Raw genomic sequence first — 18,942 nt, 5'->3', positions numbered from 1 at the left:
CCTCTCCATCCCTCACCATCGGAGGACCCCGCTCATGCACATCGACAAACGTAGATCTATTGGGTTTGCGGGAGCAGTCGCGCTGCTCGGCACACTCGCGGTCTTCGCCAGCGCCCCGAACGCCTCTGCCGCCGAATGCGGCTACCTGTTCGACGACTTCTCCTACGCCTCGTCGAGCGACAGTTCCCTGACCGCGCACGGCTGGACCCCGCGCAGCTACTCCGGCGGCCCGGGCGTACCCGGGGCGACCTGGTCGGCGAACAGCATCACCTTCCCCACCGCCAACGGTCAGAAGGTCATGCAGCTCACCGCCTCAACCGACGGCACCGGCGCCGGCACCAACCACGCGGAGCTCTACAGCACCCAGAAGCGTTACCTCGAGGGCACGTACGCCAGTCGGGTGCGCTTCACCGACACGCCGGTCAGCGGGAACGACGGCGACCACATCAACCAGACCTTCTTCACGATCAGCCCACTCAACGGCGACCTCGACCCCACGTATAGCGAACTGGACATCTCCGAGTACCTGCCCAACGGCGGGTGGGGTGAGACCGGCCCGATCAACTACCAGACCACCTGGTACACGTACCGCAACGAACCCTGGTTCGCGGACAACCAGCACTCCGAGCAGCGCAGCAGCCTCAACGGCTGGCACGACCTGGTGGCGACGGTGGCCAACGGCCATGTCACCTACTACATCGACGGCGTCCAGGTGGGCGACCACTCGGGCAAGTTCTACCCCCGGCAGACCATGACGATCAACTGGAACCTCTGGTTCATCGACACGGCGACCCACACCGGCGGGCTGAGCACCTACATCCAGCAGGTCGACTGGGTGTTGTTCGCGAAGAACCAGGCGCTCACCCCCGCGCAGGTGACGTCGAAGACGGCGGCGTACCGCTCGGCGGGCAGCACGTTCGCGGACACGGTCGCCACCTCGGGCACCTGCTCCAACCCGACGAACCCACCGACCACTCCACCCACCACTCCGCCGACGACACCGCCCACCACACCGCCGTCGGCCGGCGACTGTTCCACCGCACCGGAGTGGGCCTTCGGCACCACCTACACCGGCGGCCAGACCGTGAAGCACGAGAAGAGCAGGTACGGCGACCCGAGCGGCCCGCCGTCGGGCGACGGCAAGCACCTGTGGCGGGCACGGCACTGGACGCAGGGATCCGAGCCAGGCTGGACCCAGCAGTGGGAGGACCTCGGCCGTTGCTGAGGGGCATCTGACGACGTAGCCAGACAACAGGTACGGGCGGCCGCTCGCGAGTCACGGCGAGCGGCCGCCCGGCCGGCGGGCCGCGACCCACGGACGTGGTGACGGTCGTAGATCGCTGGGGACGGGCGCCTCGGTACGTGCTCTTCCGGGCGCCCGCCCCGGCGGGTTGGTCAGCCCCGTCGCCATTTCTGGTTGGCGCCGCCGTTGCAGGTCCACAGCTGCAGGACGGCGTCGTTGTTCGGGTTCCAGTCCTTGATGTCGACGCACTTGTTGGCCTGTGGATTGACCAGGTCACCGGCGCCGTTGAGGACGAACTGTTGGGCGGGGTTGCCGGAGCAGGTGGCGATCTGGATGGCGGCGCCGTCGGCGGTGGAGCCCCAGGCGACGTCCATGCACTTGTTGTTTTGAGTGCGTAGGGTGCCGCCGGTGAACTCCCAGCGCTGGTTGGTGTCGCCGGTGCAGTTCCAGACGATCAGGCCTTGGCCGTCGTTGAAATTGCGGTTCGGTACGTCGATGCACTTGTTGTGCCAGTTGCTGATGAGGGTGTTGCCGACCGTCGGGGGTGGGTTGGTTGGGGGTGGGTTGCCGCCGGTGAACGGTGAGAGGATGATCGCCGCCGAGCGGGGGTCACCGTGGTGCACCAGCGACTCGAAGCCGCCGACGTCGTCGTAGGCGAAGCCGTACGCCTTGCCGTCGGCCATGTTGGCGTGGACGATCCGCGAGTAGTGGTTGGGTGCGCTGTTGCGGTAGAACTGGTTCGCGTCCAGCACCGGTTCCTGCGACGAGGTGCCCAGGGTGCCTCGGTTCAGCGCGGTGCACAGCGTGCGTTTGATCTCCGGCTCGATGAACGGCGGTGTGTTCGGTGCGTTGAACACGCCGTCGCAGCCCCAGACGTTGGCGGTGCTGGGCTTGGCGACCGTGGCGACCTGGGCGCCTGCCGCGTCGGTGAAGACCATGGTGTTGCCGTTGGTTCGGCCGAAGAACCGTCGGTTCGGCTCGTTGACCCGGGGCACGACGGTGAGCGTTCGGCCTGTGTAGGCGTTCCACGCTGAGGTGATGTACCCGTCGAGGTAGTTCGGGCTCATCAGGCCGGCGTCCATCGCCTTGCCGGGCGCGAGGACCCGCAGGACGGTTCCGTCGGAGCGGGTGTACACGGAGCGGGCGAAGTCCGGGTTGGCCCGGATCTGGTTGATCACGTTCTCCCGGCCGTTGGCGACCGGGTCACCGCTGCGGATCGTTTGTCCGTCGGCACCGGTGACGCTCACCGCGTGCGGGACGGCGAACATGTCCACCTGGGAACTGTTGAGCCACAGGCCTGAGTCGTTGTAGGTGAACTCCGACCAGTCGAACAGAATGTCCCGGTTCGGGTCACCGCCGGCCCACGGCGCGGGTTGGACAAGGCCATCGGGGCTGAGGCGGAAGTCCAGCTTCCGGCCGAAGGAGAAGTACATCCGGGCCGAGATGAACCGCGGGAAGCGTACGGTGACGCTGCTTCCGCCGCCAGGGCCGGGGATCGCCACGTCCGGGGCCGGAGTCGGCGGCAGACCACCGGCCGGCCAGGCCGAGAACTGTCCGGCAGCGTTGACGTAGCCGAGTCGGCCACCGGGGCGGATGTCCTGTCCAAGGATGTAGAGGAACACCGCCTCGCCGCGGCCAGAGTTGTTGGTAACGGTAACGGGCAGTAGGTCGGGCCCGACCGCATGGGCCGGCTGCGGCATGGCGGTGAGCATCGAAACAGCGGTGACAAGGACCGCCGCGGTAGTGACGAGAGCCACCCTGAGGCGGTCTAGCATCGACAAGCTCTTCTTCACCGAAACCTCCTGACATCGGCTTGGCCATCCTGACGGATCAATCAGGACGAGGTCGAGAGAGCGCTCTCACAGCGTGATAGCCGTCGATGGCAAAGTCAACGACAATCGTTAACCTTGTTTCCTGATGTTGCGGCCACGCTGAGGATCACCTCAGACGCGCACCGACGTCCGCCAGGTGCAGCTGATCGCGGACATGGGCGCCAGCCAGCCGCTTGCGGCGGTCGAGCACCACCTGGTCGTCCGTGGCCAGGGACGGGAGCCTCGACCCCCTACCTCGGTCGCGGCGACTGAGGTCGAGCGGGAAACATTGCCGTAGCACCCTTGACACATAGGTCAAGAGCGATCCATGCTGATCGCGGTACGCAATGACAACGTTGACACAAACGAAGCAACGGCTCCTCGCAGGAGTTCCGGGGAGCTGAACGCGCCTGCGGCCGACGTCGGAGTTCGTGACGGCCCCGGCAAACGTCACTCAGGATCCGGCGGGACCGCTGCGTCGCGCTGCCTCCGGCCGCAACGAGGACATGCACTTCTAGCTGCGACAGCTCTGACGGAGTCGGCCGCTCCCAGCAATCGATTTCACCATCCCCGCAATCGGCGGCGGGGTAGTCCATTGACGACCGATCTGGAGGGTTACATGTTCATGTCGACCAATCGCAAGCGGCCACGCTCACGCGCGGTCGCTCTTCTGGCCGTGGCTGGCGTGGTGGCTGCTTTGACATCGTTGCCGGCAGGACCGGCTTTGGCGGCGGTGTCCACCGTCGTCGGGGTCGGTTCCGGCCGTTGCCTGGACGTGGTCGGGAACAGTGACGCGCTCGGCGCCACCGTCAACATCTACGACTGCAACGGCCAGGCCAACCAGGCATGGAACTTCACCCTGGCCGGTGAGTTCCGGATCTTCAACGACACCCGCTGCCTGGACGTCAAGGGTCAGGACACCACCGCCCCTGCCACGCTCCAGATCTACACCTGCAACGGCGGCCCCAACCAGAAATGGCGAATCAACGCCGACGGCACGATCGTCGGCACCCAATCGAACCTGTGCCTAGACGTCACCGGCGGCGGCACGGCCAACGGCACCCTGGTCGACCTGTGGACCTGCAACGGGCAGAGCAACCAGCGCTGGACGACGTCCGCCGGCAGCTCCGACACCCAGCCGCCGACGGTGCCCGGCAACGCGCGTGTCAGCAACCTGCTCTGTGACTCGGTGACCTTCGCCTGGAACGCCTCGACCGACAACGTGGGCGTCGCGTTCTACGACATCTACCACGACGGCCAGCAGATGAAGACGGTCAGCGGCAGCACGCTGTCGACCAGCCTCACCGTCGTGCCAGGCGCCACCTGGGGCCTGTACGTGAACGCCCGGGACGCCGCCGGCAACGTCTCACAGGCCAGCACCACCGTGTCGATCACCCCGCCGCAATGCCAGGTCGACACGACGCCGCCGACCACGCCGCAGCAGCTCGCCGGCTCGGCGTCGGGCACCACCGTCTCGCTGACCTGGACAGCATCGACGGACAACATCGGCGTCCGTAGCTACGACATCTTCCGTAACGGCTCCAAGGTGGGCACGGTCAGCGGGACCGGCGCCGTGCCGCCCGCCACCAGCTTCATCGACAGCGGGCTGTCGGCGAGCACCAGCTACCAGTACTACATCCGCGCGCAGGACGGTCAGGCGAACGTGTCGCCGGCCAGCAACACCGTGACGGTGACCACCGGTGCGTCCTGCGGCAGTTCGGTCTGCACAGTGCGGCAGGTCGCGACCGACAACGACATCCCGTGGGGCCTGGTCACGCTCCCGGACGGAACCATCCTCTACGGCCGCCGCGACGCGAAAGACATCATCCGCCTCAACCCCACCACCGGCGCGAAGGCCACCGTCGGCACGGTGCCGAACGTGCAGAGCACCGACGGTGAGGGCGGCCTGCTCGGCCTGGCGATCTCGCCCAACTACGCCAGCGACCAGTGGCTGTACATCATGCACACCTCAGCTACCGACAACCGGATCGTACGGATCAAGGTTCAGAACAACGTCCTCAACACCAGCACCGAGCAGGTGCTGGTCAGCGGGATCCTGCGCAACAAGTTCCACGACGGCGGCCGGCTGCGGTTCGGTCCGGACGGCAAGCTCTACGCCAGCACCGGCGACGCGCAGAACGGCGACAACGCGCAGAACATCAACAACCTCGCCGGCAAGATCCTCCGGCTGAACGCCGACGGCAGCGTGCCCTCGGACAACCCCTTCGGCAACTACGTGTGGAGCTACGGCCACCGCAACCCGCAGGGCCTGGCCTTCGACTCACAGGGACGGCTCTGGGAGCAGGAGTTCGGCAACGGGATCATGGACGAGACGAACCTCATCACCAGGGGTGGCAACTACGGCTGGCCGGCCTGTGAAGGCACCTCCGGTAGCTGTGGCACCTCCGGCTTCATCGCGCCCAAACGGACCTACCCCACCTCGGACGGCTCCTGCTCCGGCATCGCCATCGTTCGGGACGTGCTCTACGTCGCCTGCCTGCGGGGAACCCGCATGTACCGCGCGGTGATCAGCGGCGGCAACCTGACAAACGTGCAGACGTATTTCAACGGCACCTACGGCCGGCTGCGCACCGTGGAGCCGGCGCCGGACGGCGGTCTGTGGCTGACCACCTCCAACAACGGCGACAAGGACAGCACCCCCAACAACAGCAACGAGAAGATCTTCCACGTCACCCTGGGCAGCTAACGGCCAGCCGCGACGGCTACGAACCTTCCTTCGTAGCCGTCGCGGCCACAAGCACATCCAGCAACAGGCAGCAATCACAAGGACGGGAGGCGCGCACATGAGGATCAAACGTCGCGATCTGCTGGCGATGGGAGCCGCCAGCGCCGGAGCAGCGGGACTGTCAGCTGTCGGTCTGGGAACTGCCGTGCCGGCACACGCGGCACTCGCAGGTCCGGTGACCGAGACGATGGTCCTGACCGGCACCGATGCTGACAACACAGTCAACTGGGACTTTCAAGTAACGAGTGGACGCCGCAGCGGGGTGTGGAGCACGATCCCCACTCCCTCGAACTGGGAGTTTCACGGCTTCGGCAGTTATAACTACGGCCACAACCTCGTCCCCAACGAGCGGGGCAACTACCGCCACGCCTTCACCCCGCCGAGTTCATGGGCCGGCCGACGGATCTACCTGGTCTTCGAGGCCGCGATGACGGACGCCGAGGTGTGGGTCAACGGAACCTCGGCCGGGCCGCGGCACCGAGGTGGCTTCTACGAATTTCGCTACGACGTGACCGCCCTGGTGCGCTTGGGACAGCCCAACCTTCTCGAGGCGACCGTCAGCAAGGAATCGTCTGACAACTCGGTCAACGATGCCGAACGCCGGGGCGACTACTGGAACTTCGGCGGGATCTTCCGGCCGGTTTCGCTACGCGCCTTCCCCGCCGTACACATCGATCGCGTCGCGGTGAACGCGCAGGCCAGCGGCGCCTTCGCCGTCGACGTGATGTTGGCTGGGGTCAGCGCCGCCGGGCGGGTGACCGGGCAGCTAAGGCGCCTGGACGGCACCGCAGTCGGTGGGGCCTTCTCGGTGGCGATCCCCTCCAGCGCGACCAAGGCGACGTTGACCACGACCGTTCCGTCGCCGCAGCAGTGGAGCGCCGAAACCCCGAACCTGTACCAGGTGGAGATTTCGGTCACGACCAGCTCCGGAGCGCTGCTACACAGCACCGTCACCAGATTCGGATTCCGCACGATCGAGGTCCGCCCTGGCGACGGCATCTACGTCAACGGCACGAAGATCGTGCTCAAGGGGGCCAACCGGCACACCTTCTGGCCGACCCTGGGCCGCGCCTCCAGCCCGCGGATGGCACGGCAGGACATCGCGCTGATGAAAGACATGAATATGAACGCCGTCCGGATGTCCCACTATCCGCCGGACGCGTACTTCCTGGATCTGTGCGACGAGCTGGGGCTCTACGTCATCGACGAGTTGGCCGGCTGGCAGAAGCGCTACGACGAGGGTGTCGGCGCGCCCTTGGTCGCGGCGATGGTCAGCCGTGACGTCAACCACCCGTCCGTCCTGTTCTGGGCCAACGGCAACGAGGGCGGCTGGAATACCGGCCTCGACGATGACTACGCGCAGTACGACATCCAGAAGCGCAAGGTCCTGCACCCGTGGAGCACATTCAGCAACATCGACACCAGCCACTATCAGACGTACAGCAGCACGGTCAGTAAAGCGGCAGGGGGCACGGTGTTCATGCCCACCGAGTTCCTGCACGGGCTCTACGACGGCGGCGCAGGCGCAGGGCTCAACGACTACTGGAAGATCATGGGTGGCGGGCAGCGTGCCGCCGGCGGTTTCATCTGGGCGCTGGTCGACGAGACCGTCGTCCGCGACGACCGGGGTGGCGCCCTCGACACCGCCGGCAATCTGGCCCCCGACGGCATCGTCGGCCCGTTCCGGGAGAAGGAGGGCAGCTTTTTCACGATCCGCGACATCTGGTCGCCGATCCAGCTCAGCAGCCCTTCCTACTACGCCACGACCTTTCCCGCCTCATTCGACAAGACAGTGAAGGTTGTCAACCAGTACAACTTCACCAACCTCAACCAGTGTCGTTTCGACTGGCAGCTGGTGCGCTTCGCAGCGCCCGGGGCCGGCACGGGACACACGGCTACCGCGCAGGGCACTCTCATCGGCCCCGCCATCGCCCCCGGCGCCGTCGGTGGGTTGCCACTCGACCTGCCCGCCAACTGGCTGGACTCCGACGCGCTGGCGCTGACCGCGACGGATCCGAGCGGACGCGTCGTCACCAGCTGGATGTGGCGGATCAAGAAGGCCACGGACTTCACCAGGCGGCTGGTGGTCCCGATCCCTGGCAGCGTCACCGCCACCGAGACCTCGACGAGCATCACGATGACGGCCGGCACGACCAAGGTCACCATCGGCAAGTCGAACGGCCGGCTGACCGGCGTGACGCGTGCCGGGGCGACGGTGTCATTGTCCAACGGCCCGGCGCCGGCCGACGGCACGGCGACCTTCACCGGCCTCAGCCACTTCCGCGACGGCACCGGATGGGTGGTGCAGGCCACCTACACCGGCGATCTGACCTCGGCGCGGTGGCGGCTGGATTCCAACGGCTGGTTGCAGCTGGAATACACCTACCGTCGCACCGGCAACCACGACTATTTCGGGGTGGGCTTCGACTACCCCGAGGCGAACGTGCGCGGCCTGACCTGGCTCGGAGACGGACCTCACCGGGTCTACAAGAACCGTCTGCGGGGTGTGTCGACAGATGTCTGGACGAAGCAATACAACAACACGGCCACCGGCGCCAGCGGCTTTCAGTACCCGGAGTTCAAGGGTTACCACGCCCGCACCTACTGGGCGGCGCTGAGCACCACCGAGGGCACGATCACGATGGTAGCCGCCGAGGAAAACCTTTTCCTACGCTTGTTCACTCCCGCCGTCGGCGTTGACCCGAAGAACACCACGGCACCCTACCCCTCCAAGAGTTTGTCATTCCTCGATGGCATCCCGCCGATCGGGAACAAGTTCCACAGTGTCGGCGCGCTCGGACCCGAGAGCCAGCCGAACGTCGGCGCGGGCGACTACCACCGCAGCATCTACTTCCGCTTCGGTACCTGAAACACATTCCATCGTCATTGACGAATGTCCACAAAGTCGACGTCTAACGCTGCCTTAACGACCGTGTAGAAGCATGTCAAGAGGTCGCCTCGCCGACCTCTTGACATGCTCGAATTGTCAGAGGAGTGCCATGCCGGTCACCATCCACGACGTTGCCCGGCGAGCGGCGGTGTCGACCTCCACGGTGTCGCGCGCGTTGAGCGCATCGCACCTGGTGCGCCCGGATACTCGTGAACGGGTACTGGCTGCCGCCAAGGAACTCAGCTACCAACCGAATCCGGCCGCCCGGAGCCTCATCACGGGGCGCACCGGAAACCTGGGCATTGTCGTGTCCGACCTGAGTAACCCTTTCTACACAGGCGTGCTACGGGGAGTTCAGGCCAGAGCCCGGCGGAGCGGCTATGCGGTCTTCTTCGTCGACGCAGAGGAGGACTCGGCTTCCGAGCAGGCCCTGGTTCGAACCATGGCCCGTCAGGTGGACGGCGTGATCATGTGCGCCCCGATCGCGTCGGATCCGCAGTTGTACGCGCTGGCCGAAGTAACGTCACTGGTGCTGCTCAACCGTCGGCTAGGTGACATCCCCGCGGTCCTGATGGCCAGTGCGAACGGCATCCGCCAGGTGCTGGACCACCTGGGCGCGCTTGGTCACCGGCGCTGCGCATACCTCAACGGGCCGAGCAAGTCGTGGTCAAACCGGGAGCGTCGGCGGGGCATGCGCTCCGCCGCCGCGCGAAACAACATCGACGTTATCCAGTTCGGTCCGTTCGAGCCGACTTTCGACGGTGGCATACAGGCCGCTGACCTCGCGGTGGCCGGTGGCGTCACGGCCATCATGGCCTACAACGATCTCATGGCCTTGGGCGTTCTGTCCCGGCTGGCTCACCGAGGCGTCCGGGTGCCCGAGGACATGAGCGTCGTGGGTTTCGACGACCTGCTCTTCGCGGCGGTGTGCTCTCCACCGCTGACCACGGTGGCGATGCCCATGGAGGCCGGTGGCCGAGCGGCCGTCGACCTCCTACTGGCAGGAATCGACGGCGCCGAAGACGCCGACGACGTCCATCGCGAACTCAGCACCAACCTGATCGTGCGGGCGACGACCACGGTCCCTCCGATCCGCTAACGCCTGACGACCTCCCGTCTGCACCACGGTGACGCGCCCGCGCCGCCGCTGATCCCGCAAAGGGGCTACCCATGAGTACCTTCACCAGATTCAAATCCGGCTTCCCTTATGGCAGGTCGTGTCCACGACCGTCCGTCGGAGCCGGCCGGCGGCTCGGCCTGGGGCTGGTAGCCGTCGTCACACTTACCGCGCTCGCGACGGCCTGTGGCGCACCAACCGCCGATACGACCGCGCCCACCTCCGCAGATGCCGTTCCCGACAAACCGTCCCGCCCGGTGACGCTCAACATTCTTGACGTCGCCGGCAACCTGCAGCTGACCCAGGGCATGCTGGACAACTTCGTCAAGGAACACGCCGACATCGTCAGCAGGATCACCACGTCGACCGGTAAGGCGCCGGACATGGCGGGGAAACTCAAGGCCCAGCAGGACGCGGGCCGACTCGACATCGACCTGGTGCTCACCGGCACCGACGGGCTGTCGGCCGGCATCTCCCAGAACCTGTTCACGAGGATGACGCCGGACTTCGATTCGCGGCTGTCCAACATGAAGAACTACACCGACCCGGCCATGAAGATGCAGGAGCTGGCCCAGGGGTACGGCGTGGAGTTGGTGCAGTATCCGTCGGGCCCGCTTCTCGCGTACAACCCGGCCAAGGTGCCCAACCCGCCGACGACAGCTGAGGAGCTGCTCGCCTGGGCCAAGGCGAATCCCGGCCGATTCCAGTACGCGGTGCCGAAGAACTCCGGCCCCGGCCGCACGCTCCTGATGGGCCTGCCGTACATCCTGGGTGACGTCGACCCGAAGAGCCCGACCACCGGTTGGGACAAGACCTGGGCGTACCTCAAAGAGCTGGGCCAGTACACCGGGCCGTACGAGGCGGGAACGACGAACACCATGACCAACCTCGGCAAGGGCACCGTCGACATGGTCGCCAGCACCACGGGCTGGGACATCAACCCTCGGGTGCTCGGTACCGTGCCGAACACCACGAAGATCACCACCCTGAAGGGCTTCCACTGGGTCACCGATGCCCAGTACGCGGTGGTCCCCAAGGGTGTCAACAGCGACAAGCTTTCGGCGATCCTGAGCCTTCTGCAGGACATGCTGACCCCCCAGCAGCAGGCGATCGCGTTCGACAAGGGCTACTTCTACCCGGGCCCGGCCGTCAAGGGCGTCACCCTGGACATGGCCCCCCAGGCCAGCCAGGACGCCATCGCCAGATTCGGCCGCCCTGAGTACGACGCCCTCATCGCCAACAATCCGCAGGAGTCGTCGCTGCCCGCGGAGCAGCAGGTGATCGCGTTCTCCAAGTGGGACCTGGAGATCGGCGCGGCCAAGAAGTGAGGCCGTGGCGCTTGGGTGAGGTATCTGATGACTGAGCAACGGTTCGACCAGTTGCGGCTGCAACAGGTCAGCCGGCGGTTCGGCGAGAAGACCGTGCTGGACACGCTGAACCTGACCATCACCGGCGGCGAGTTCGTGGCGCTGCTCGGCCCGTCCGGCTGCGGGAAGTCGACGGCGTTGAACTGCCTGGCCGGGCTGCTTCCGTTGACCCAGGGCAGTATCTGGTTGGACGACCAGCGGGTCGACACACTTCCGCCGGAGCGCCGTGGATTCGGCATGGTCTTCCAGAACTACGCCTTGTTTCCGCACCTGACAGTCCGGGGCAACGTCGGGTTCGGGCTGCAGATGCGCCGCGTCGGTCGCGTGGAGAGCCACCGCCGGGTTGACGAGGCGCTGCGGTTGGTGCAGTTGACCGACTACGCCGATCGACTGCCCGGCCAGCTCTCCGGCGGCCAGCAGCAACGGGTGGCCATCGCCCGGGCCATCGTGATCGAGCCGCGGCTCGTGCTGATGGACGAGCCGCTGTCTAACCTGGATGCCGCGCTGCGGTTGGACATGCGGACCGAGATCCGGCGACTGCACCAGTCGCTGGGCCTTACCACCGTGTACGTGACGCACGACCAGGAGGAGGCCCTGTCGCTGGCCGACCGCCTGGTCGTACTCCGCGAGGGCGTGGTTCAGCAGGTGGGCACGCCCCAGCAGCTCTACGGATCGCCGGCCAACGCCTACGTGGCCGGGTTCATGGGCTACCGCAACCTGCTGTCGATGACGGTGACCGCTGGCGTCGGCGCCTCCGTCACCGCCAGCGGTCACGGCGTCGAACTGACCGGGCTCGCGGTGGGTGATCTCAGCCCGGGTCCGGCCATTGTCGCGATCCGGCCGGACGACATCCTGGTCGGGGAACCGCCTGCCGGACCCAGTGGGAACCGGATCGAGGTCAGCGTCGAGGTCACCGAGTACCACGGCCGTCAGATCTCCGTCCAAGCCCGGCTGCCGCACGGCCAGGCGCTACAACTGCGCACCGACGTCCCCGTCGAACGCGGCGAGGTTGTGCCGGTCTGGATTCCTACCGAGCAGGTCCTGGTCTTTCCCGGCTCCCAGGCCGCTGGCAGTGAGCAGGCCGACCGAACGGAGGTCGGGGTGTGACGACCCCCGCCTCTGCCACCGACGACCGCCCCCGGGTGGCTCTGTCTCACCGGCTGGCCGAACGCGGCGTCGACCGGTCGTTGCTGCTGCTGTTGCCCGGCGCGCTGTTTCTGATCGCGTTCTTCATCTATCCGTTCCTCTACGGCCTGAACCTGTCGCTACACCCCCTGCCCAAGCACGGCACCGGTGTTCTGGCCAACTACGTCAACTTCTTCACCGACCCGTACCAGCGCGCCACGATCTGGATCACCCTCAAGATCGGGCTGCCTGCTGCTTTGATCAACGTACTGGCGTCGGTGCCCATCGCGTATCGACTACGCGGCAAGGTGCGCGGCAAAAGGCTGCTCACCACCGCCCTGGTCATCCCGATCACGCTTGGAACCGTCCTGACCGCGGCCGGGATGATTGAATATTTCAGCGGAACGGGATGGCTCAACCGCGTCCTCATGGTCGCAGGTCTGACCGACGTCGATCACCCGGTCCCGCTGCTGCACAACTACTGGGGCGTCATGCTCTCCCTGGTCGTGAGCGGTTTCCCGTTCGCGTTCCTGCTGACCCTGTCCTACCTGTCGGGGATCGACCCGAGCCTCGAAGCGGCCGCCGCGACCCTTGGCGCAGGCCGGTGGCAGCGCTTCCGGTCAATCAGCTTCCCGCTGCTGGTACCGGGCCTGGCCATGACGTTCTGCCTCAACTTCGTGCTCGCGTTCTCGGTGTTCCCGTCAGCCGTGCTGCTCGGCGACCCTCAAGACACCACCCACGTTATGTCAATCGCCGCCTACGACGCCGCATACCAGGAATACGACTATTCCAAGGCATCTGCCATCGCCATGATCATGGCAGTCGTCATGCTGGTGGTCATCTCCACCGTGCTGCTTGGCCGCGGACGGCTTTATCGCGGATCCTCGGGAGGTAAGGGATGACGGATCTGTCGCCGGCCCCACCGCGACGCCGGCTGACCGGCAGGCCGGCCTCCTGGCTCGTCTGGGGCGTGATCGCTTTCTTCTTCGTGAACCTGGCCGGGATCGTCGGCTCCGTCGTGGTCAAATCGGTCTCCACCCAGTGGTTCGACACCTGGTTGCCCACGGGATTGACCACGCAGTACTGGGTCGAGTCGTGGCACGACTTCGATCTCGCCAACGTGCTGCTGGTAACCCTCAAGGCGTCCCTGGCCGTAGTCGTGATCGCAGCCGCGATCGGAGTGCCAGCGGCCTTCGTGCTTGCCCGTCGGCACTTTCCCTTCAAGCGCCTCGTCATGCTCGTCTTCCTGCTGCCGGTGATCGTCCCCCCGATCGCCTACGGCATCCCCCTGGCCACCGTCCTCTACAAATACGACCTCGCCAACTCCCTCACCGGCGTCATCCTGGCAAACCTCGTGCCCTCGATTCCGTTCGTCGTGCTCACCATGACGCCTTTCATTGAACAAATCGACCCCAAAATCGAATCGGCCGCCCGGATGTGCGGCGCCGGGACCTGGAGCGTCTTCCGACGCATTCTGCTGCCGCTGCTCGTCCCCGGTGTCCTCGCCGCCTCGGTCCTGGTCCTGGTACGAACCGTCGGCATGTTCGAACTGACCTACCTGACCGCCGGCGTCGACAGCCAAACGCTCGTCGTCGTCCTCTACAACTCGTACTACGGTGCCGGAATCCGAGCGCCGCAGGCCAGCCACGCGATGGCTGTCATCTACATGCTCACCATGCTGACCCTCCTCGTCATCGCGCTGCGATTCGTCAACCCCAGCCAGTTGGTCACCCGGGTCGCGGACGAACGTGGCCGCTGACACCTGGTCCGATCCACCCACCGCTCGACCTCATCCCCTGACAATTCCGGAGGAGCCCTGGTGTTCGCACCGGCGTCGGACACACTGTTGTTCCCGACAGAGCCCACGGTCCGACAGCTCGCACGCGAGCTGTATGAACACGTTCGCGACCTGCCGCTGATAAGCCCACACGGCCACGTCGATCCTGGCTTGCTGGCCGAGGACCAGCCGTTCCCGGACCCGGCCCGGCTGCTCATCGTGCCCGACCACTACCTCACCCGGATGCTGCTGAGCCAGGGCATCACGCCAGACCGTCTGGGGGTGCCCAGAGTCGACGGCGGTCCATCCGAGACGGACGGACGCGCGATCTGGCGGCTCTTCGCTGATCACTGGCACCTGTTCCGCGGGACACCAACGAGGCTGTGGTTCGAGCAGACCCTCACCGAGGTGTTCGGCGTCGACACCCCGTTCGGTCCGTCAACCGCCGACGCGGTGTACGACACCCTGGCGGAGCGGCTGGGACGGACCGAGTTCCGGCCCCGGTCATTGTTCGCACAGTTCAACATCGAGGTGCTGGCGACGACCGAATCACCTCTGGACGACCTGGCCGCGCACGCGAAGCTGGCCGCCGACGGGTGGGGTGGGCCCGGAGGCCGGGTGATCACGACGTTCCGGCCGGACGATGTCGTCGACCAGGATCGGCCGGACTGGTCGGACCGGGTCGTCCGACTCGGCAGGGTGACCGGCGAGGACACCACCACCTATTCCGGATTCATTCGGGCACTCGAGCGCCGTCGTGCCGACTTTCGCGCGGCCGGCGCGACCAGCACCGATCACGGCCACCCCTCCGCCCTCACCCTCGACCTCACACCTGCGCAGGCCTCGTCGCTGTACGAGCGAGGACTGCGCGGTAAGGCCACGCCGGCGGATGCGGAGCGATTCCGGGCTCACATGCTGGTCGAGTTCGCCAGGATGTCGGTCGAGGACGGGCTTGTCATGCAGCTGCACCCGGGTGCTGTCCGCAATCACAATGCCTGGCTGCACGACCGGCATGGTCGGGACGTCGGCGGTGATGTGCCGCGGACGACCTCCTACGTGGATGCGTTGTCCCCGATGTTGAACCGCTTCGGCAACGACCCACGGCTGCGGTTGGTGGTCTTCACCCTTGACGAGTCGACCTTCAGTCGCGAACTCGCACCGCTGGCCGGTGGCTACCCCGCGGTCTACCTCGGCGCTCCCTGGTGGTTTCTCGACAGCCCGGAAGGACTGCGCCGCTTCCGGGAGGCCGTGACCGAGACCGCCGGCTTCTACAACACGGCCGGCTTCGTCGACGACACCCGCGCGTTCTGCTCAATCCCGGTGCGTCACGACGTGGCCCGGAGGGTCGACGCCGCGTTCCTCGCCGCTCTGGTCGCCCAGCGGCGACTGCGGCTGGACGAGGCCGCGGACACGATCGCCGACCTCGCCTACCACCTGCCCAAACGAGTATTCCGGCTGGAGAGTTGATGACTATCACGATCGTCGGCCTTGACGTGCACGACGTCCGCTTCCCGACCGCCGCCGCCGGTGACGGCTCGGACGCCATCAATCGTGGTGACTACTCCGCCACCTACGTGGAGCTGCGCACCGACGGTCCCCATGTCGGGGCCGGGTTGACCTTCACCAATGGGCGCGGCAATGAGATCACCTGCGCCGCCGTGGGGGCGCTGTCGCACCACGTCGTGGGTCGGACGGTCGAGGACATCTTTGCCGCGCCGGTCACATTCTGGCGGTCGCTGACCGCCGACGCCCAGCTCCGTTGGCTCGGACCGGAGAAGGGCGTCATCCACATGGCGACCGGTGCACTCGTGAATGCCGTTTGGGATCTGCGCGCCCGGCTGGCCGGCGTCCCCCTGTGGCGGTTGCTGGCCGAGATGCCGGCCGCCGAGCTGGTGGCCTGCGTCGACTTCCGCCACATCAGCGACGCGATCACCCCAGACGAGGCGATCGAACTGCTGACGAAGGCCGAGCCCGGTTACGCCGAGCGGCTCGCGCTGCTCGAACGCGAGGGATTCCCCGCATACACGACCTCTGTGGGTTGGCTCGGGTATCCCGACGACAAGGTGCGGGCCCTGACCCGAGCGGCGGTCGACGAGGGCTGGCGGGCGGTGAAGATGAAGGTCGGCGGGAACATCACCGACGACGTCCGACGGGCCGGCATCATCCGGTCCGAGATCGGCCCGGACGCGCTGCTGATGATGGACGCCAACCAGGTGTGGGACGTCGACGAGGCGATCGCCAACATGACCCGCCTCGCCGTCGCCGATCCCTACTGGATCGAGGAACCGACGCACGCCGACGACATACTCGGTCACGCCCGCATCGCCCGGGCTGTCGAGCAACTTCCCGGTGGCAGGTGCCACGTGGCGACCGGGGAGGTGGCCGCCAACCGGGTCATCTTCAAGCAACTGCTTCAGGCTCGCGCGATCAGCATCTGCCAGGTCGATTCGTGCCGCATCGGTGGTGTCAACGAGGTTCTCTCCGTACTCCTCATGGCGGCCAAGTTCGGCGTGCCCGTGTGCCCACACGCGGGCGGAGTCGGCCTCTGTGAATATGTGCAGCACCTGTCGATCTTCGACTTCCTTCGCGTCGGCACGTCGCTGGACGGTCGGATGATCGAGTATGTGGACCACCTTCACGAGCACTTCGTCGATCCTGTCGAGATCCGCGACGGTCGCTACCTCCTGCCCCGCTCACCGGGCTACAGCGTCGCGATGAAGCCTGAGTCGGTCACCGAGTTCACGTTTCCCAATGGGCCGGCATGGCGGTGAAAGCGTCGCCGACGCTGCTGAGCCGCACGACCTTGTCGGTCCTGCCCTCAGCCGCCCGTCCCTTGATCACCCCTGGTGACAATGCGATCGGGCAGCTCCATATCGGAGTCGGTGCGTTTCATCGAGCCCATCAGGCGGTTTTCACCGAGGAGGCGATGGCAGCGGCCGGCGGCGACTGGGGCATCGTCGGGGTAGCTCCCCGATCAGCGGACCTGGTCGGGCAGCTGCGAGCCCAAGACCACCTCTACAGCGTCACGAGCCGATCTGGCGACTCGTCGCGGACCAGGGTCGTCGGAGCGCTCACCGGCACTCGCCACCTGCCCACCGAGGCCGACGACGTGCTCCGGCTCTTCGCCGACCCGGCGATCAAGGTAGTCACTCTCACGGTTAGCGAGAAGGCGTACCGTCTCGACCCCGCCACGGGGAGGCTACGCATGGACGAGGAGATCCGGGCCGACCTGGCCGGACAACGAGCGCCGGTCACCATCCCCGGCCTGCTCGTACGGGGGCTGCGAGCCAGAGCCGCCGCCGGTGCACCGCCCATCGCGATCGTCTGCTGCGACAATCTGCCGGGCAACGGCTCCCGGCTCCGCGGGCTGGTCGAGTTCGCCACCGACGGCGGCTTCGGTGACTGGGTCTCCTACCCCAGCACGATGGTGGACCGCATCGTTCCGGCCAGCACACCATCCACGCTGCAGCGAGCCGCGACCACACTCGGGGTCCGCGACCTCGCGGCCGTCGACACCGAAACCTATCGGCAGTGGGTGCTGACCGACGACTTCCCCGGTGGTCGCCCCACCTGGGAAGCCGCCGGCGCGATCCTGACCACCGACGTCACACCCTGGGAGCAACTCAAGCTGCGGATACTCAACGGGGTCCACTCGACGGCGGCCTATCTCGGAGCTCTGGCTGGCTGCGACACCATCGCCGAGACCCTTGCGCTGCCGGGAATGGCGAATCTGCTGCAGCGTCTCATCACCGAGGACATCACCCCCACTCTTAACCCGCCCGCCGGCGTGCGGGTGAGCACCTATGGGGCAACGGTGCTGTCGCGGTTCGCCAACCCCGCCATCGAACACCGGACCATGCAGGTGGCCATGGACGGATCGCAGAAGCTTCCCCAACGTCTTGTCGGAACAGTTCGCGACCGGCGTCGCCAGGGCGACCTTCCCGCGTATGCGGCCCTGGCCATCGCTGCCTGGATGAGGTTCACGATGGGCGTCGCCGACGACGGTCAGCCTCTACCGCTGCAGGATCCCCTGGCCGACGTCATCCGGGCCGCACTTCCGCATTCGATCGACCCGTCCCGGCCCCTGACCGGCTCGGCGGGCGGCGCAGTGCGCGCCCTCCTGCGCCTCGACGCGATCTTCCCCACCGAACTGGCCGAGGACGCCGAACTCGTCGCCACCATCACCGGGTGGCTGGACGCGCTGAGCACAAACGGCGCCGCTGCCACGGTCAAGGCTTGCACGTGGTGAACAACGCCCACAGGGACAAACACAGCCACGATCTCAAGCGCAATGGCCGCCGAACACCGGCAGACCGGGACGCTCTCCGGCCGGATCACCGGCTTCGATGCCGCCCGGCACCTTCCGGACCGGTTGCTGCCCCAGGCCGACGTCTCAACCCGGCTGACGACGGGACAGCTGTCCATCTGGCATGGCATGGCATGCGCGGGCCGGGCATAGCGCTCGGCGGCGAGCAGCCCGGTGGGCTCGCCGCCATCGGCTACGCCCGCCGGGCAATCCGGCGGGACACTCCCTTGGTGATCTCCGGCAGTGTTGGCTCGGCACTCGGCCCGTGGCGCGTAGATCTCAATCAGCCGCACCAGATTGTTTGACGGCGGGTACCCACCCCGGCCCGGCCAGATCTCCCAGTACGAGAAAGACTTCAAGGTCTTGGGCTCATTCGCAGCCTGCGCCTGGTTCCACCCCCGCATCCGACCGAAGCGCCACGCGAGGATTGAACCGGAACCTAGCCTGGAAGATTTCGGCCGCGTCAACCCACGTCTCGCCCGCCCACCGCAACTCGGCAGCCGAACACGCCTGCTGCCGACGCAGGCCTTCCAACCGCTCCTCGACCATGCCACCACACT

12 protein-coding genes are annotated in these 18,942 nt (G+C 66.6%); 11 read left to right on the top strand and 1 reads right to left on the bottom strand.

What is annotated here, in order from left to right:
* The first annotated feature begins 34 nt into the window (after positions 1-34).
* Positions 35-1,225, top strand: coding sequence for a glycoside hydrolase family 16 protein (locus tag ABZU52_RS10230; protein ID WP_354970730.1), 1,191 nt, complete (start codon positions 35-37; stop codon positions 1,223-1,225).
* A gap of 170 nt (positions 1,226-1,395) precedes the next feature.
* On the opposite strand, the gene ABZU52_RS10225 is transcribed toward ABZU52_RS10230, so the two are convergent.
* The gene (locus ABZU52_RS10225) at positions 1,396-2,955 is read right to left on the bottom strand and encodes a beta-1,3-glucanase family protein (RefSeq protein ID WP_354970759.1); all 1,560 of its coding nucleotides are present in this window, start codon (positions 2,953-2,955) and stop codon (positions 1,396-1,398) included.
* Between the two features lie 832 nt (positions 2,956-3,787).
* On the opposite strand from ABZU52_RS10225, the gene ABZU52_RS10220 reads away from it, so the two are divergent.
* The 10 genes from ABZU52_RS10220 to ABZU52_RS10175 all read left to right on the top strand — a co-directional run bounded on the left by ABZU52_RS10220 (position 3,788) and on the right by ABZU52_RS10175 (position 18,325).
* On the top strand, positions 3,788-5,761 hold the full coding sequence (locus ABZU52_RS10220) for a PQQ-dependent sugar dehydrogenase (protein ID WP_354970758.1): 1,974 nt from the start codon (positions 3,788-3,790) through the stop codon (positions 5,759-5,761).
* 214 nt (positions 5,762-5,975) lie between these two features.
* Positions 5,976-8,669, top strand: coding sequence for a glycoside hydrolase family 2 TIM barrel-domain containing protein (locus ABZU52_RS10215; RefSeq protein ID WP_354970729.1), 2,694 nt, complete (start codon positions 5,976-5,978; stop codon positions 8,667-8,669).
* A gap of 130 nt (positions 8,670-8,799) precedes the next feature.
* Entirely contained in the window at positions 8,800-9,789 is a 990-nt protein-coding gene (locus ABZU52_RS10210; protein ID WP_354970728.1) for a LacI family DNA-binding transcriptional regulator, read from the top strand.
* A gap of 275 nt (positions 9,790-10,064) precedes the next feature.
* Positions 10,065-11,135, top strand: coding sequence for an extracellular solute-binding protein (locus ABZU52_RS10205; RefSeq protein WP_354970727.1), 1,071 nt, complete (start codon positions 10,065-10,067; stop codon positions 11,133-11,135).
* Between the two features lie 27 nt (positions 11,136-11,162).
* The gene (locus ABZU52_RS10200) at positions 11,163-12,281 is read left to right on the top strand and encodes an ABC transporter ATP-binding protein (protein WP_354970726.1); all 1,119 of its coding nucleotides are present in this window, start codon (positions 11,163-11,165) and stop codon (positions 12,279-12,281) included.
* Positions 12,278-13,201, top strand: coding sequence for a sugar ABC transporter permease (locus ABZU52_RS10195; protein WP_354970725.1), 924 nt, complete (start codon positions 12,278-12,280; stop codon positions 13,199-13,201). The genes ABZU52_RS10200 and ABZU52_RS10195 overlap by 4 nt, the downstream gene beginning before the upstream one ends.
* A gap of 68 nt (positions 13,202-13,269) precedes the next feature.
* Positions 13,270-14,058 (top strand): ABC transporter permease subunit, encoded by a 789-nt coding sequence (locus ABZU52_RS10190; protein ID WP_354970724.1) that lies wholly within the window; start codon positions 13,270-13,272, stop codon positions 14,056-14,058.
* Between the two features lie 60 nt (positions 14,059-14,118).
* On the top strand, positions 14,119-15,543 hold the full coding sequence (gene uxaC / locus ABZU52_RS10185) for a glucuronate isomerase (protein ID WP_354970723.1): 1,425 nt from the start codon (positions 14,119-14,121) through the stop codon (positions 15,541-15,543).
* Positions 15,543-16,847, top strand: a complete 1,305-nt coding sequence (locus ABZU52_RS10180; RefSeq protein WP_354970722.1) for an enolase C-terminal domain-like protein — start codon at positions 15,543-15,545, stop codon at positions 16,845-16,847. Before uxaC ends, ABZU52_RS10180 begins: the two co-directional genes overlap by 1 nt.
* Positions 16,838-18,325: a mannitol dehydrogenase family protein gene (locus ABZU52_RS10175; protein WP_354970721.1), complete on the top strand. Its 1,488-nt coding sequence runs from the start codon at positions 16,838-16,840 to the stop codon at positions 18,323-18,325. The genes ABZU52_RS10180 and ABZU52_RS10175 overlap by 10 nt, the downstream gene beginning before the upstream one ends.
* Positions 18,326-18,942: the final 617 nt, after the last annotated feature.

It is taken from the genome of Micromonospora sp. NPDC005220 (assembly GCF_040607895.1).
GTDB lineage: Bacteria > Actinomycetota > Actinomycetes > Mycobacteriales > Micromonosporaceae > Micromonospora.
The sequence above is the reverse complement of the archived record's forward strand: the minus strand, read 5'-3'. Positions and strand labels throughout refer to the sequence as shown.